The organism is Pontibacter brevis (genome assembly GCF_054779655.1).
This window is the reverse complement of sequence record NZ_BAAGXV010000090.1, coordinates 43,561-59,321: the sequence shown is the minus strand read 5'-3', so window position 1 is coordinate 59,321 and position 15,761 is coordinate 43,561. Positions and strand designations below refer to the sequence as shown.

Genomic DNA, 15,761 nt, shown 5'->3' with positions numbered 1-15,761 from the left:
ATTTAAGAAAAGAGTACCGCTTGCCGCCATTAGTCAAAATACAACTATGAAAATTCTTGTTCTTTTATTCGCTCTGCTACTTGCTTTCTGTTTTGCCTGCAAAGACATCCTCGACCAGCGCGAACTCTTAGCAGAACGTCAGCAGTTGTTAGCTGCTGCGCAGGAAGCCCCAACGCAACCTCAGACTATAGCTACTATATAGCAGCTACTAAATAGCCTGGGGTTGCAAAAGCAGCCCTCCCTAATTTAAAAAGCAGGAGCAACAGTGCGATGTTGCAAAAGCTGCTTTTTCTACCAGAAAAAAATATCTTTTTTAGTGGCTATGCCTATAAATAAGCTGGTAAAAGGAATATTATACCTTCCAAAGCCATGTTGCATTACAGGCTCGTGATACCTTTTATGGCCGAAACACCTTCTTTAATTTTACATAAGCTTAACGGGAAAAGCACATCAATCAAGCCTTAAGCGTCAGTGTATTAGGAGGAGAGTGAGGCAGGTAAGGTGTGGCAGAGCAGGCAGGCTTCTTTTATACTTCCCGGTGCCTGATGGTTGTGCTACAAACACTGGATGTACGGCTTATGTTGCTGTGCCCATGCCAAGGTTTCAGCACTGTTGATAAATCCTGCTGTGTGGCTGAAGCAACGTACTTTTGCTGCTTAAAGCCGCTCTGGCGGACAGGAAGGAGCAGGCATAAGCAAGTCCCGGTTTACTTTAAAATAAACAGAAAGAAGAAGAGCAAACCCCTTTATTGATTACCAACTTCAACTGTCTGGTAGCAGGCTTTGCTGGTTATTTTAGATAAAGCTGTGGCTACCCCTGCCACAGCCATAATGAAAACGAACTTAAACAGCTACAAGAGCCCGCTTTATGCTCGCTGCCAGACAAAGCTCAACTTCTGAAAAAAGCCCGGACCCCACCGGGCTTTTTCTTTTTTAGAACCGTTTACCTGCAGTTAGCCTGAACGAAGTTTCATTGGTGCTGGCAAGATTAATTATCGTCTTTGTCTTTAAAGATGTCGAAGATGCCGGGCCTGTTGCTTTGGTTCTTCTTTTTCTTGTCGTCCTGCTTGCCAAAAGGCCACAGGCTCTTCTTCTCTTTTTTCTCCTTTATAATCACGTAACGTATAGAAATACCCGAAGAAAGCTGAATCCAGTCTTCGTGGTTGATGTGGAAAGCAGGCTTCACATCGGCGGAAAGCAGGAAGGGCAGGCCATTCACCTTATACTCTACGCCCAGTATCGCGTCTCCTCCCGTAAACACGCCCCTGTCTTTCAGGTTGCCGATGTGTGCCCCCGCGCCCAGGTAGTAATTAAAGCGCTTGCCCAGTAGCGGGAAATGCCACTCATACAGGCCTGTCACGCTGTAGTCGCGGGCGCCAACGGCTGCGATAGCCTCTATAGTGCCCTGATCATGCAGCTTCTGTTGCAGGGTTATCCCAAAGCGGTCACTCTCAATGCGCGCGCCGGCTGCTGTTCTATACTTCTGTGCCTCACTTACTACACTCAGCCCGCAGAGCAGGCACGCTATCAACAATACTCGTTTGTACATAAACTAAGGGTGATAATTTTATAGCAGTGGCAGCAAATACCTTACCTGAAAATCGGCTTCAGGTTTGTTTTTAAAGGCCTTTGCAGTTACCGCTACTTTATAAAAACTTCCTGTTTTTTTTGTGTCTGAAATTCAGTAGCTTACTCTGTAGTTAATGCCCTTTAACAGAAAAGACATGGGAAAAAAAATAGCCTGGGCGCCTGCCGCCTTTGCAGTGCTAGCCTTGGTCTCTGGCTGCCAGAAAAGCACTTCCAACGAAAACCAGACAATGGAGCCGGTGGTGAAAACCTATACCATTGAGCAGTTCATGAACACAACCTCCATTACCGGCAGCGATTTCTCTCCCGATAACACAAAGATACTTTATTCCAGCAACGAAACAGGCGTTTACAATGCTTTTGAAGTTCCCGTAGCAGGAGGTGAGCCGCGCCAGCTTACCAACTCAACGGATAACTCGGTGTTTGTAATATCATACTTCCCTAAAGATGAGCGTATTTTATACTCCAGCGACAAGGGGGGCGATGAAATTACGCACCTGTTCGTCCGTTATCCCGATGGCTCCTCGAAAGACCTGACACCAGAGGCCAGGGCCAAAGCTTCTTTTGCAGGCTGGAGCCACGATGAGAACAGCTTTTTCTTTCTCTCCAACAAGCGCGACCCCAGGTACTTCGACCTGTATGAGATGGACCTGCAGAGCCTTACCCCCAGGCTGGTGATGCAAAATGAGCAGGGTTTCAATGTTTCGGCTATATCCCGCGATAAAAAGCATGTGGCGCTCACCAAGAGCATCAACACCAACAGCAGCGACATGTACCTCTACAACACGGCTACAAAGCAGCTGAAGAAGCTGACGGACCATGCCAGCGCTATCAAATACAGCCCGCAGGCCTTTACGCCCGATAACAGCAGGCTTTATTACCTGACGGATGAGGAAGGGGAATTTATGGCGCTTAAAAGCTATGACCTGGCCAGTGGAAAAACAGAGGCTGTGGAGAATGCAAACTGGGATATTATGTACAGCTATTTCTCCCGCGATGGCAGGTACCGTGTGACTGGCATAAATAACGATGCCCGCACCGAGGTAAAGATTTACGATACTACCACCAACCAACTGGTGCAGCTGCCGGAGGTGCCCGCCGGTGATATAACAGGAGTAGATATTTCAGACAACAGTGAGCTGATGGCGTTTTACGTAAACAGCCCCACCTCACCAAGCAACCTCTACGTGCATAGCTTTGCTAATGACAAAAGCACGCAGCTTACCAACACCATGAACCCGGAGGTTAACCAGGCTGACCTGGTAAATGCGGAAGTAATCCGGTACAAATCTTATGATGGACTCGAAATTCCGGCCCTGCTCATGAAGCCCCATGACGCAGGGCCGGATAACAAGGTGCCGGCTCTGCTTTGGATACATGGTGGCCCCGGCGGCCAGACGCGCCTTAACTACAGCCCACTAATGCAGTACCTCGTTAACCATGGCTACGCCATATTGGCTGTGAATAACCGTGGCAGTTCCGGCTACGGCAAAACCTTTTATGCTGCCGACGATCTGAAGCATGGTGACGTGGACCTGAGAGACTGCATTGAGGCGAAGAAGTATCTGGCAGCCACTGGCTACGTGGCCGAAGATAAAATAGGCATTATGGGCGGTAGCTACGGGGGCTACATGGTGCTGGCAGGCCTGGCCTTTACGCCGGACGAGTTTGCCGTGGGCGTGAACCTTTTTGGTGTAGCCAACTGGCTGCGTACCCTGCAAAGCATTCCGCCCTATTGGGAGGCCATGCGAGAGTCACTTTATAAAGAGCTGGGGAACCCTGCTACGGATTCTGTTGCGCTCTACAACAAATCACCGTTGTTCTTTGCGCACCAGATAGAGAAACCGCTGATAGTGCTGCAGGGTGCAAACGATCCCCGCGTGCTGAAAGTAGAGTCTGACGAGATAGTAGCAGCGGTAAAGGCTAACAATGTGCCGGTAGAGTATGTAGTGTTTGACGATGAAGGCCACGGTTTTGTGAAAAAGGAAAACCAGATAAAAGGTTACAGCGCCATCCTGAACTTTCTGAATACTTACCTGAAGGGAAGCGGCAAGGCTACAGGTGGCGGTGCCAGCAGCAAAAAGTAAAACAGGCGGGGCGGCTGTTACTGAAAGTTGCCCTACTTGGCCTCTGCAACAACATTTTACTTATAAATACCACCGCCATGCAAGAATTAGATGAACTCACACAGACCCTGTATCAGAGCATTAGCTTTAAAAAGGGATACCGGCCAGACCTGCACAGGCTGCCAGGGTTGTTTTATGAAGGAGGCCGGTTGGTGAATAACAATGATGAACTGCCGCAGGAATTTACGGTGCAGCAGTTTATTGAGGCTGTGGAAAGACAGGTGGAGGCTGGTCGTTTAACAGCCTTTCTGGAGCAGGAAATCGTGTCGCGAACCGAGGTGTTCGGTAAAATTGCCCACCGCTTCAGCACCTATAAGGCTTTTCTGAATGAGGATGATTCGGAACCCTTCTCCATAGGTATCAACAGCATTCAGTTTATACAGGTGAAGGATAAATGGTACGTGTACTCCATCGTCTGGAATGATCAGAAACAGGACAGGCTGATACCTGCCAAGTATTTTGAGTACTAATAGTCGCTCCGGAAACTGCGGTTAGATTTTTTGTCAGCCTGCCGTTTTTTGCCCTCAAGTCGCTTTCTGACACTGGCCCGGCTGGGCTTGGTGGCTTTTCGTTTTTTCTGTTTTGTAAGGGCCTGCCGCAGCAGTTCGTAGAACCGGTTAATGCAGGTTTCCTTGTTCTTCAGCTGGGTGCGCTCAGTCTGGCACACCACCTGCAGGTAGCCTTCGTTGTTAATGCGGTTTGCCAGCTTTTCCTGCACCAGCGCTTTTTCCTCCTCCGTCAGTAGCTCGGAATGCTGCACATCAAAACGCAGCTCTACCTTAGTGGCTACTTTGTTCACGTTCTGCCCGCCGGCTCCCCCGCTTCGGGATGCCTGGAACTGCAGCTCTTTTTCAAAATCCCTTTCCTGTAAATCCATCATAATATAAGAATACCGAAAAAAGCTTTATCCTGATGCGTCTTTACGGGTACAGTTTCGTCTATAGGAAAATATCACCAAATTACATCAAATTATTACATCCCGTGACATATGAAAAAGCCTTTCCTTACCTTGCTGTTTCTGGCGCTGCTATGTTTGCCAATGGTCTCACAAGCCGTGCAAAAGTCTTTTTTCTTCACCACTTCCGATAGTGTGCAGCTCTACGTGCGCATAGCCGGAGAGGGCAAGCCCTGCCTCTTTATACATGGAGGGCCCGGCTCCTGGACCAAATACTTCTACGCCCTCGGTGGCGATGTGGTGGAGCAGGACATGACCATGATTTACGTAGACCAGCGCGGCTGCGGCCGCTCCTCCAGCCCAAAGAGCAACGATTACTCCTTGGCCCGTATGGTACAGGACTTTGAAGAGCTGCGGGAGCACTTAGGGTACAAGAAATGGCTCCTGATGCCGCACTCTTTTGGGGGCACCATGGCTACAGAGTATGCCTTCCAGCATCCGAAGCAGGTGCAGGGCGTTATTTATGTGAACAGTACACTCAACCTCAGCAGCTCGCTGGAAAGCTACATAAAAGAGGGTGCCCGCTTCCTGCAGGTGCCTGCCTCGGATCTGCGGCAGCCTGGAGCGCCCGTTGGGCAGGCGCTGGGAGGGGTGGTGCAGAAACTAAATGAGAAAGACCTGATGTACAAAATGATGTACCGCGACAAGAGCATGTTCCAGGCAATGGCTGCTGTTATGGACACCACCCTTAACTGGCACTTCGGCAGTAATGTCTGGAATTACCCGGAGTATGAACAGGACTTTACGCAAAAGACGGCTGCTATCAACGTGCCAGTGCTGGTTTTTGCCGGCAAGTACGACTATTCCATTGGCCCAGAGCACCACAAAACGTTCAAATTCCCGAAAGCCACCTATCACCACCTGAAGACCGGCCATTGCCCCTACCAGGAGCAGCCGGAACAGTTCCGGAAGCACATCAAAGGCTTTCTGGCGAAGCTGAATTAGATATATAAATACCGTATGTAAAAAAGGCCCATTAACCGCAAAGTTTCCGGGCCTTTTGCTTTTAGTATCTTTTTAAAGGTGGCCGTAGTATGAGATACATACTGAATTATGTTATGTACACGCACAATTACAACCTTACACTATGAACAACAAATCTATAGGTCACAAAGTATGGGCTATTGCAGAGGGGTATATCCCCTCCTACGGTAACGGGCCTGAGCCGGAATTCACCAGCCACGAAACCGCCTGTGTCCTGAACACAGGCGATCAGGACGCCCATGTTAAGATATGGATCTACTTCAGCGACCGTGATCCGATAGGACCCTACGAAGAAATCGTGCCCGCCCGGCGAACAAAGCATATTCGCTTCAACGACCTCAAAGACCCGGAGCCGGTACCGAGGGGCACCGACTATGCCAGCGTAATAGAGTCGGATGTGCCGGTAGTGGTACAGCATACCCGCCTCGACTCGCGACAGGCAGAGAATGCGCTGCTTAGCACGATGGCCTTTCCCGTAAACGCTTAAGGCCCTTGTCATGAGAGAGAAAGATTTATGGTATAAGGCAGGCACATGGTACGCGCTCGATGTAGAGACATTCCAGGATTCAGACGGGGATGGAATCGGGGATTTTCAGGGTCTCATCAGCCGCCTGGACTATCTGGCGACGCTGGGCATTACGTGTATCTGGCTTTTGCCCTTCTACCCGAGCCCCGGCAGAGACAATGGCTACGACGTGATGGACTACTATAATGTGGACAAGCGGCTTGGTTCTTTAGGTGATTTTACTGCTTTTGTCCGGGAGGCGAAGGAGCGCGGGATGCGGGTGGTGGTGGACCTGGTGGTGAACCACACCTCAGAGCAGCACCCCTGGTTCCAGGAGGCAAGGAGGGACAAAAGCTCCAAATACTACAACTACTACATCTGGCGAAAAGAAAAGCCCGAGAAATCGCACGCAGAGCCTATGTTTGGCGGCGAGGAGGAGGATATCTGGTCTTACGACGAAGTGGCAGGGGAATATTACCTGCACCGGTTTTATAGTCATCAGCCAGACCTGAAGATTGTGAACCCGGAGGTGCACAAAGAGATTTTTAATATCATGGGTTTCTGGCTGGCATTGGGAGTGGCCGGTTTCAGGGTAGACGCTGCCCATATCCTGGTGCAAACAGACAGTGAGGAAGACACAGAGCACTTCTATGAGTTACTGGATGATATGCGCGCTTATATCAATACGCACAGCGAGAATGCCATATTGCTTGCCGAAGCGACAGGACCACCTGAGATGATCGGCAATTTTTTTCAGGGCGATAACCGCATGCACATGGCCTTTAACTTCCTGATGAACCAGCACATCTTTCATGCCATGGCCCTGCAGCAGGCAGGGCCGCTCCTAAAGGGGCTGGATTTATTGCCTCCTAAACCTGATTCATGTACCTGGCTGAACTTTCTGAGGCACCACGACGAGCTGACACTGGTAGACCTGGAGAAGGAGGAGATACAGGAGACGCTTGCTGCTTTTGCGCCGGAAAAAGATATGCAGATTTTCGGGCACGGAATCCGCCGCAGGCTGGCCCCTATGTTCGATAACGACAGGAGGCGCATAGAGCTTTGCTATAGCCTGATGTTCAGCTTGCCCGGCACCCCGCTGATACAGTATGGTGCTGAAATAGGCATGGGCGATGACCTGTCACTGCCCGGCCGCACAAGTGTGCGCACCGCCATGCAGTGGTCTTCCACCTCTGCAAATGGGGGCTTCTCCACTGCTCCCCCCGAGAAGCTTGTACGGCCTGTCATCAGCGAAGGGGACTATGGCTATAAGCAGGTGTCAGTGCTGGAGCAGCAACGAGACTCTTTTTCATTGCTTAACTGGATGGAGCGCATCATTAGGGTCCGCAGGCAGTGCCATGCCATCGGCAAAGGGGAGTGGCGGGTGATAGAAACAGAAAATAATTCAGTTTTTGCGCATAGTTGCACCCTTGCTGCTGTTTCCTCCATTATGGTCTTCCACAACCTGAGCAGCGAGCCAACCTCAGTTCCTGTTCCGGATGTTTTCTGGCAAGCAACAGACCTGGCAGAACTTCTAAGTGACCAGGCTTATGGCTACCCCGTCCCTGACCATAAGCGACTGGAGCTGGGGTCTTACGGCTACCGCTGGTTCAGGCTATTGCCGGGCTCATAAAGTGACTAAAGTTTAAAGTGGCAGCATACAAACATGGCCCAAAGCTAAACCAGATTGCAACGTTACAGGTAATGTAAGAACCGGCCTGAAGAGGCCTCATAATTAAAAGGTAATTAACGAGAAGACCCCAAACATGATAAAGATAGGATACCAGGCATCGCACGAGCAGTTTAAGCCCAGTGCTTTGCTAAAATATGCCCGGTTGGCTGAACAGGCAGGCTTTCAGAGTTGCAACTCCTCCGACCACTTTCACCCCTGGAGCCATGAGCAAGGCGAAAGCGGCTTTGCGTGGTCGTGGCTGGGTGCTGCGCTGCAGGCTACAAACTTAACTTTCAGTGTAGTGAATGCCCCTGGGCAGCGCTACCACCCCGCTATTATTGCGCAGGCAGCAGCCACACTGGCCGAGATGTTCCCTAACCGGTTTGATATTGCGCTGGGCAGCGGGCAGTACCTGAACGAGCATATTACAGGCACCGTGTGGCCTGTAAAACAAGACCGGAATGCGCGCCTGAAAGAGTGCGTCGATATTATCCGGGCGCTCTGGGCTGGTGAAACTGTAACGCACCACGGCCATGTTGTTGTAGAGGATGCCACGCTTTTTACACGCCCTGCCACGCCTCCTAACATTTTAGGGGCAGCCATCACACCGGAAACAGCTGAGTGGGTAGGCGGCTGGGCCGATGCCCTGCTGACCACCGCCCGCCCGCCAGAAGAATTGAAGAAGATGGTGGATGCTTTTCGCAGAGGTGGTGGCGAAGGAAAACCAATGAACCTGAAAGTAGAGGTCTCCTTTGCTGACTCAGAAGAAGCGGCTTTGCAGGGGGCTTATGACCAGTGGCGGTCTAATATCTTTACCAGCAGCGTGCTAACGGAGCTGCGCACAGCTAAGCAGCTGCAGGAGGCGGCACAAGTAGTTAAGAAAGAGATAATGCGGGAGCATGTGCTCATCTCAACAGACCTTGGGCAGTACCAGGAGTGGTTCCAGCAATACATCGACCTTGGTTTTACGCAGCTTATCCTGCACAACGTAAACCTGGAGCAGGAGCGTTTTATCAGTGTGTTTGGTGAGAAGGTGCTGCCTCAGCTGGCTCGCTAGCCAACCATTCAAAAGAGGGTAAAAAACAGGATTTATGAAATGGTCGCTTAAAATTGGTCGGGTTGCAGGCATAAAGATACTGGTGCACTGGACTTTTGCGTTGCTGCTGGGTTGGGTGGCTTTTACAGAATCCCAACGCGGCAGTGACCTTCCCACCACGCTGCTGGCGCTGGGTTTTATCATTGCTGTTTTTTTCTGTGTGGTGCTGCACGAACTAGGGCACGCGCTCACAGCACAGCGTTTCGGTATCAACACCAAAATGATTACGCTACTGCCCATTGGCGGTGTGGCCAGCCTGGAACGTATGCCGGAGAGCCCAAAGAAGGAACTGCTTATTGCCGTGGCCGGCCCTGCTGTGAATGTGGTGATTGCGTTTGTCCTGTGGCTGGTGCTTCCTTCTCTGGGTAACTCTTTTTCAGAAGAATTCTTTTTGCGCATTACGCCCGCAAACTTCTTTTACCTGCTGCTCTTCGTAAATGTGGTGCTGGTGGTGTTTAATGCCATCCCCGCCTTTCCGATGGACGGGGGAAGGGTACTAAGGGCGCTGCTTGCCTTTAAACTGGGCCGGGTACGGGCTACCCAGATTGCGGCTAACTTAGGGCAGCTTCTGGCCATCGGCTTTGTATTTATTGGCTTCTTTTATAACCCTTTTCTTATCCTGATCGGTGCTTTCGTTTTCTTCGGGGCCTATTCGGAGAACATCCTGGTGCAGCACCTCGATTACCTGCGCGGCCACAGTGTGCGAGAAGGCATGATGACAAACTTTGTAACCCTGGCCCCAAGCGAGACAGTGCGGGAAGCCCTGAACAAGTTGCTGATGGGCTCTGAGCATGAGTTTGTAGTGGAGGAAGAAGGGGTCGTGGTAGGCACGCTCACCCGTTCACAGCTCATACAGGCCGTAAAAGAGGAGCAGATGCACACACCAGTTGTGGAGATAATGTCTGCTGATGTGAGAACATTTAACGTGCACGACAAACTTTCCGAAGCCTACACAGAGCTTCAGAAAACCCGTGTGCCGCTCTACCCTGTACTGGAAAATGGCCGCCTCGCCGGGGTCATCAACACCGACAACATCAACGAGTTCATCATGATAAAATCAGCATTGACACATTAGGCCGCATGTTGGTTATTTGCTGGTTGGTTATTGTGTATTTGTAATGGATATTTCGTCCCAGTACCGCGCAGGGCTTTCCGCTGCTGTTTCAGGGTCCATACCTGGTAAAAGCTGCTGTAAACACGCTACTGTTTTCATGCTTTGATTCAGGAGCAGCCAACTCACTGTCTTTCATTAGTTTCCCTTTCGCTATCCTCCCCTTCCCTATCAAATTTGGTGCTTTTACTTTTAAGTACGAAAATAATCGTATATGCTCTTTCTTTTACGAAATTATTCGTATATACTTGTAATGCAACGTTCGCGAAACTTAATCATCTGTAAGCTATGGCATTAGAGAAAACACCTAAACCCACAGAGTCTGAACTGGAGATACTGCAGGTGCTCTGGCAGCATGGACCAAGTACGGTACGCCTGGTGCATGAGGAGCTGAGTAAGTCCAAAGAAGTAGGCTATACCACCACCTTAAAGCTGATGCAGATTATGGCGGAGAAGGGAATGCTGGAAGCCGACAAAACAAGCCGTTCCCACGTCTACCGCCCCTTGCTGGAAGAAGATCAGACGCAACAGCAGCTGCTGGACCGCTTTATGGACGCGGCTTTCAGAGGGTCGGCAAGTAAGCTGGTGATGCAGGCGCTGGGCAACCGCAACACATCCAAAGAAGAACTCGACGAAATCAGAAACCTGCTAGATAAACTGGAAGGAGGCCAAAAATGAATCAGATTGCAAGCTTTTTCTCAGAAACACTTATAAGCGCCGTCGGCTGGACGCTGCTGCACTCGCTGTGGCAAGGAGCTTTTATAGCGTTATTGCTGGCCCTGCTGTTAGTGTTGCTGCACAGGCAGAGTGCCAGGGTGCGGTATGCTGTATCTGGTGGCGCCCTAATGGCACAGTCGCTGTTGGCTTCGGGTACATTTCTCTACTATTACAACCAGCCACTGGAAGCGGGTTTGTCTAACACAGCCTCACTCCGGCATGTCGCAGCGGTTTCCGCTTCGGAGCCTGCGGTTGTCGCTGTCCAATCCTCCTTCTGGATTGAGCCGTTTGCAGTGGCGCAGCTCTACTTTGAGCAGCATATGCCCCTGCTCGTCACACTGTGGCTGTTGGGCCTGATGGTGATGGCCATTCGCTTTATAGGCGGTGTTGCCTACACCCAACGCCTGTGCCATTACAGAACGATGCCGCTTGGGGCTGCCTGGCAGCAGCGGATGGGTTCAATTTGTGAGGCTATGGGTGTGAAGAGAACTGTGCGGCTAATGGAAAGTGCGATGGTTCAAGTACCTGTGGCCATTGGAGTGGTCAAGCCGGTTATACTCATGCCGCTGGGAGCTGTATCAGGCCTGACACAGGCGCAGGTAGAAGCCATACTGGCCCATGAACTGGCGCACATCCTGCGCAAAGACTACCTGGTAAACCTGTTGCAGTCGGTGGTAGACATGCTGTTCTTCTACCATCCGGCAATATGGTGGATGTCGGGGGTGGTGCGGGCAGAGCGCGAGAACTGCTGCGATGACATGGCTGTGGCCTTCTGCGGCGATACCCTGACGTATGCCCGTGCCCTGGCAGAAGTTGAAGCTATGCGCCTACCGGCTGCTCCTGCCATGGCAACTGCTTTTTCTGGTAAGCGGGGTAGGCTAGTAGGGCGCATTAAGCGCCTGGTAGGGCAGCAATCGCTGAAGCCTACTTTTTCCGAGGGTTTTGCAGCGGCGTTGGTACTGGTAATGGGGCTGACTGTACTTTCTTTTGGTGCAGTAGCTGGCCTGAAGCCGCAGGCGGAGCAGGACACCGCTGTGCTTCTAAGCGAAGCCTTCTACGATGATCTGACCGATGTGACTGATAAGGCGAATGCTGCCGAGAAAGAGGCCACAGGTGCCTTTGTGTATACAGTGCAGGACTCAGCCGGAAGAGCGCGGGACATCGTCATCATCAAAAATAAAAAAGGAAAAGTGACGGAGCTGTATGTAGATGGCAAACGCATTCCGAACAGGTATATAGATGACTACAAAGCTCTGGTAGACCAGCAGTTGCAGACCATAGAAAGTGCTCCGAGGGCTAGCCGGCAGGAGGTGACGATGCGAATGGAGCAGGCGCGAGCCGCTGCCACTGAAGCGAGCCAAAGCAGCCGAAGCAGTTACCCCTTCCATTTCAACTACTCTAACAACGACAGCCTGCAGTTGCCACCACCACCGGCTCCGCCAGTGCCACCTCATCCCGCTCCGGCGCCGCCGCCCGCTCCGGCTGCCGTGCCTCCTGTGCCGCCTGTGGCTCCCTTCAGCGAGGATGAGGAAGCCTATAAAAAGTATGAGCAAGAACTAGAGGCTTATGAAGCAAAGGTGAAGACCTATGAGGAGGGGCTAAAGGCATACGAGCAGGAAATACGAGCCTACGAAGAGGAGCTTCGTGCCAATGGCAGGCTAAACGGGCAGCACTACACCGAGCAGGTTGAAAAGCAGCGGGAGATGGCGCAGTTGCAGACAGCACGTAACCGGGAAATGGCTGCGCAACAGAGGGAGACAGCCAGGCAGCATGCAGCAATAGCCAGGCAACATCAGAAGGTGGCACAAAAGCACCAGGAACAGATGCAAAAGCTAAAGGAGGAACTGGTAAAGGATGGTATCATCCAAAAAGGAGATGATAACCTTAACATCCAGTTTAACAATGAAGGACTACACATCAACGGTAAAAAGCAGCCGCAGGAAGTTTATGAAAAGTATAAGAAACTGATGAACGTAGAAACGAAAGGCTCTTCCAGCTTCAACTTTCAGTACAAGGGCAACTAACAGGCAGCCCGATAACGTACATTATGCCCGTCAGCTTTTCTTGTTGGCGGGCATTTTTTAATTTAGCCTCTTAAGAAGTCTGTTTCTATATTGAAAACTTCATATCCCTATATGAAGTTTTTTCCGTAAGTATTAATCGCTGAACTTTTTACCGAACAAAAAAGCTGGTTTTTTGTCATATAGAATGAACTCTACCTGTTTCCATGGATAAAATTTACGGACTATCTGCTGCTGCACCACGCACCAATCTATTGCTGCTGCTCTTCGCTCTGCTCCTCCTTTCCTTCCGCACCTTGGCCTCTGACAGCCGGCATATGCTGCCGATATCGCTGGAGGAGCGTATCAAGGAAGCAGAAATGGTTGTGGAGGGAGAAGTTATATCACAGCAGTCGTTCTGGGATGCACGCCAGAAAAAGATCTATACCTCCAACATCATACGGGTATACAAAGCCTTCAAAGGGAAAGTAGAAAGTCAGCAGGTAGAGCTGATAACAGAGGGAGGCACTATTGGCCTGAAAAAGCATGTGTTGTCTTCGGCCCTGCAGCTAAGAACGGGGCAGCAAGGCGTCTTCTTTTTAAAGCGGCAACAGCAACTGCCACGTTCTCCCGGTAACCAGTACGTCAGCACCATCGCTTATGGCAGTCAGCAGGGGTATGTGAAATATGACCTGGCCAGGAAAAGGGCCGTCGGTTCATTTGAAAGCTACAACAGCGTAGAGGAACTTTACCAGAGCATCACGCAGCGGACAGGCCAAAGCTTCCGGAGCATCTTGAAAAACCAGGCCCTGGAAGAGACACCTGCCACAGAGCAGCGGCAGCAACAAGCTCAGGCAGCCAAACTGGCCCCTGTTATCACCTCTTTTCAACCCACTACACTTAGTGCAGGTACGGGAGCTATCCTGACAATAAACGGTTCCGGCTTTGGGGCTACCCGGGGCAATGGTGCTGTGGAATTCAAAAACGCAGATGATGGAGGCCAGACGTATGTGCGACCATTGGAGACGGAGTACATCTTTTGGTCCGATACTCAGATCAGGTTATACGTTCCCTCTACCTCACAGGACAGAGACACTCCCGGCTCCGGCACTATACGTGTAGTGGCCAACGACGGCAGTACCTTTACCAGTGTCACACCCCTTATTATCGAGTTTGCTTACTCTAACCTGGAGTTCGATGAAAAGTCATTCAGGCCCAAGTTGGTGAATAGAGACGGTTCAGGTGGATATACCATCCGGTTTGCACCCAGCATGCTCAACCGGCAACCTGCACAGGAGGGCTTCCGGCGCGCCATGACAACCTGGATTTGCGTGTCTGGCGTGAACTGGAAAATTGGAGAACCTACTACCATAGAAGAGGCCGAGGAAGATGATGAGGTTGTGGTTCAGTTTGCGTCATCCAGTACGGTGGGCGCAGGTGTACTGGCACGAACGTTCAGTTATTATGAAGGCTGTATTGTAGGAGGCCAGGACACGGTGTGGTATGTAACAGAGTTTGACATGGAGATAAACAGCAGCATCTCCTGGCAGTATGGTCCTGGTCCACCTGTGGGAGGGCAGTATGATTTTGAGACTGTGATGCTGCATGAGCTAGGCCACGCACATCAGCTAAGCCATGTTATCCTCCCTAGCGCTATCATGCACTATGCCATTGAGTTCCAGAGAATCATCCGGGACCTGAGTACTGCCGACATTACAGGAGCCAACCTGATAATGGCGAATAGCATTGGGACAAATGTGTGCAGGGAGCCACCTATGAGGAGAAGTACAGCAGCTGAATGTAATCTTGCCCCTGAGATTTACACCCTGCAGGCAGCCTTCACCTCCTCTAACACCGTTACGGTAAGCTGGACTACCCGGAATGAGGTGCAGGTAGCAAACTTTGTAGTGCAGCGCAGCGCCACCGGCAACGACTGGGAAGATGTCGGGGTTGTAAGTGCCAGAGGTTCCAGAGGAAACCAGGAGGACCTGAACTACACTTTTGCAGATACTAATCCCCTGCCAGGTATAGCCTACTATCGCCTGAGGGTTATGTATAACGATGGAACAGACAGCTTCTCGCCACGGGTGCGGGTGCTAAACCCTGCTTCTATCCGCAGGCTGAGTGTATTTCCTAACCCTATAAACGAAGAAACAAACACTATTACGCTTTTATACATTGTAGAGAGCACTGCAACGCTTCAGGCACAGCTCTATGACATGTCAGGCAGGCTGGTTCGTGACTTCGAAATCACTTTCAGGGATGTAAACCTGCCGGTAGAGCTGGATGTAGCCGAACTTGCCGCAGGTATTTATATTTTAAAGTGGCAGGAGCGTAACAGGGGCGGACAGGTGAAGATTCTGAAACGCTAGTTTCTGTTGCCCGGTACAGCAAGAGGCGGAGTCATACAACAGGGCTCCGCCTCTTGCTGTGTTACCAGGTGCCTGTTCCTCCTGTGGCGATCATAAAATGACGGGTGTGCCTGCCTTTGTAACATCAGCATGATAGCATAGTCGGCTGTTGGGTACTCCTTTTTTCTTAAGCGCAAGTCACAGGACTAAAACACAAAAGCAGGTAAAGAATCAACCGGGGAAGATGATTTTTTACCTGCCTATGAACAGAATTGCAAACCGGGCCTGTAACTGCACATGGAAACAGTTCAGGCTCCGCTGCAGGGGAAAGATTTTATGGAGCAGCTTGTTTTCTTTAGCTTGAAAAGGGTTAGCGTTTTGATTCAAAATTCAGTCTCTTTTGTTCGTAACACAAGGTATTGTTATGCCCTTTTGCAACATCGATTTGTGCTCCCCTGTTTAGCCCCTATAAGCGATAATTGGCTTTCTTAGTCTAATATAGTTCTTGATTTTTGCACGAAAAGCAGGATTTTGTAACACCGCATTTTTCGAATTTTATTGTTGGACCATCGGTTTTGCTCTTCTTGCGGCCATACGATATAGCTTTGGGTGGCAATGTTATCTATAAAAGCTATATTTGAGGATGTAGAACTTTCTT

The 15,761-nt window shown here is 50.6% G+C and carries 13 protein-coding genes; 11 read left to right on the top strand and 2 right to left on the bottom strand.

Features of this window, described 5'->3' with window-relative positions; genetic code table 11:
• Positions 1-46: 46 nt before the first annotated feature.
• Positions 47-202, top strand: coding sequence for a hypothetical protein (locus ACYVB1_RS21120; RefSeq protein ID WP_460925804.1), 156 nt, complete (start codon positions 47-49; stop codon positions 200-202).
• A 785-nt stretch (positions 203-987) separates the two neighbouring features.
• Here the strand turns inward: ACYVB1_RS21120 and ACYVB1_RS21115 are convergent.
• The gene (locus ACYVB1_RS21115) at positions 988-1,548 is read right to left on the bottom strand and encodes a hypothetical protein (RefSeq protein WP_460925803.1); all 561 of its coding nucleotides are present in this window, start codon (positions 1,546-1,548) and stop codon (positions 988-990) included.
• Between the two features lie 175 nt (positions 1,549-1,723).
• Here ACYVB1_RS21115 and ACYVB1_RS21110 point away from each other — a divergent pair, with 175 nt between their 5' ends.
• Positions 1,724-3,673: a S9 family peptidase gene (locus ACYVB1_RS21110; RefSeq protein ID WP_460925802.1), complete on the top strand. Its 1,950-nt coding sequence runs from the start codon at positions 1,724-1,726 to the stop codon at positions 3,671-3,673.
• A 77-nt stretch (positions 3,674-3,750) separates the two neighbouring features.
• Entirely contained in the window at positions 3,751-4,182 is a 432-nt protein-coding gene (locus tag ACYVB1_RS21105; protein WP_460925801.1) for a hypothetical protein, read from the top strand.
• On the opposite strand, the gene arfB is transcribed toward ACYVB1_RS21105, so the two are convergent.
• Positions 4,179-4,592 (bottom strand): alternative ribosome rescue aminoacyl-tRNA hydrolase ArfB, encoded by a 414-nt coding sequence (arfB, locus tag ACYVB1_RS21100; RefSeq protein ID WP_460925800.1) that lies wholly within the window; start codon positions 4,590-4,592, stop codon positions 4,179-4,181. The genes ACYVB1_RS21105 and arfB overlap by 4 nt on opposite strands.
• 108 nt (positions 4,593-4,700) lie before the next feature.
• On the opposite strand from arfB, the gene ACYVB1_RS21095 reads away from it, so the two are divergent.
• The 8 genes from ACYVB1_RS21095 (at position 4,701) to ACYVB1_RS21060 (ending at position 15,124) form a co-directional block, all read left to right on the top strand.
• The gene (locus ACYVB1_RS21095; RefSeq protein ID WP_460925799.1) at positions 4,701-5,612 is read left to right on the top strand and encodes an alpha/beta fold hydrolase; all 912 of its coding nucleotides are present in this window, start codon (positions 4,701-4,703) and stop codon (positions 5,610-5,612) included.
• Between the two features lie 142 nt (positions 5,613-5,754).
• Positions 5,755-6,138 carry a sensory rhodopsin transducer gene (locus ACYVB1_RS21090; protein WP_460925798.1) on the top strand — a complete coding sequence of 128 codons (384 nt, stop codon included), beginning with the start codon at positions 5,755-5,757 and terminating at the stop codon, positions 6,136-6,138.
• Between the two features lie 10 nt (positions 6,139-6,148).
• The gene (locus tag ACYVB1_RS21085; RefSeq protein ID WP_460925797.1) at positions 6,149-7,789 is read left to right on the top strand and encodes an alpha-amylase family protein; all 1,641 of its coding nucleotides are present in this window, start codon (positions 6,149-6,151) and stop codon (positions 7,787-7,789) included.
• Positions 7,790-7,922: 133 nt separating this feature from the next.
• Positions 7,923-8,885 (top strand): TIGR03885 family FMN-dependent LLM class oxidoreductase, encoded by a 963-nt coding sequence (locus ACYVB1_RS21080; protein WP_460925796.1) that lies wholly within the window; start codon positions 7,923-7,925, stop codon positions 8,883-8,885.
• A 34-nt stretch (positions 8,886-8,919) separates the two neighbouring features.
• Positions 8,920-9,999 carry a site-2 protease family protein gene (locus tag ACYVB1_RS21075; RefSeq protein ID WP_460925795.1) on the top strand — a complete coding sequence of 360 codons (1,080 nt, stop codon included), beginning with the start codon at positions 8,920-8,922 and terminating at the stop codon, positions 9,997-9,999.
• Positions 10,000-10,323: 324 nt separating this feature from the next.
• Positions 10,324-10,713, top strand: a complete 390-nt coding sequence (locus ACYVB1_RS21070; RefSeq protein WP_460925794.1) for a BlaI/MecI/CopY family transcriptional regulator — start codon at positions 10,324-10,326, stop codon at positions 10,711-10,713.
• Positions 10,710-12,776 carry a M56 family metallopeptidase gene (locus ACYVB1_RS21065; RefSeq protein ID WP_460925793.1) on the top strand — a complete coding sequence of 689 codons (2,067 nt, stop codon included), beginning with the start codon at positions 10,710-10,712 and terminating at the stop codon, positions 12,774-12,776. Before ACYVB1_RS21070 ends, ACYVB1_RS21065 begins: the two co-directional genes overlap by 4 nt.
• A 203-nt stretch (positions 12,777-12,979) precedes the next feature.
• Positions 12,980-15,124: an IPT/TIG domain-containing protein gene (locus ACYVB1_RS21060; RefSeq protein ID WP_460925792.1), complete on the top strand. Its 2,145-nt coding sequence runs from the start codon at positions 12,980-12,982 to the stop codon at positions 15,122-15,124.
• The last annotated feature ends 637 nt before the right edge of the window (positions 15,125-15,761 follow it).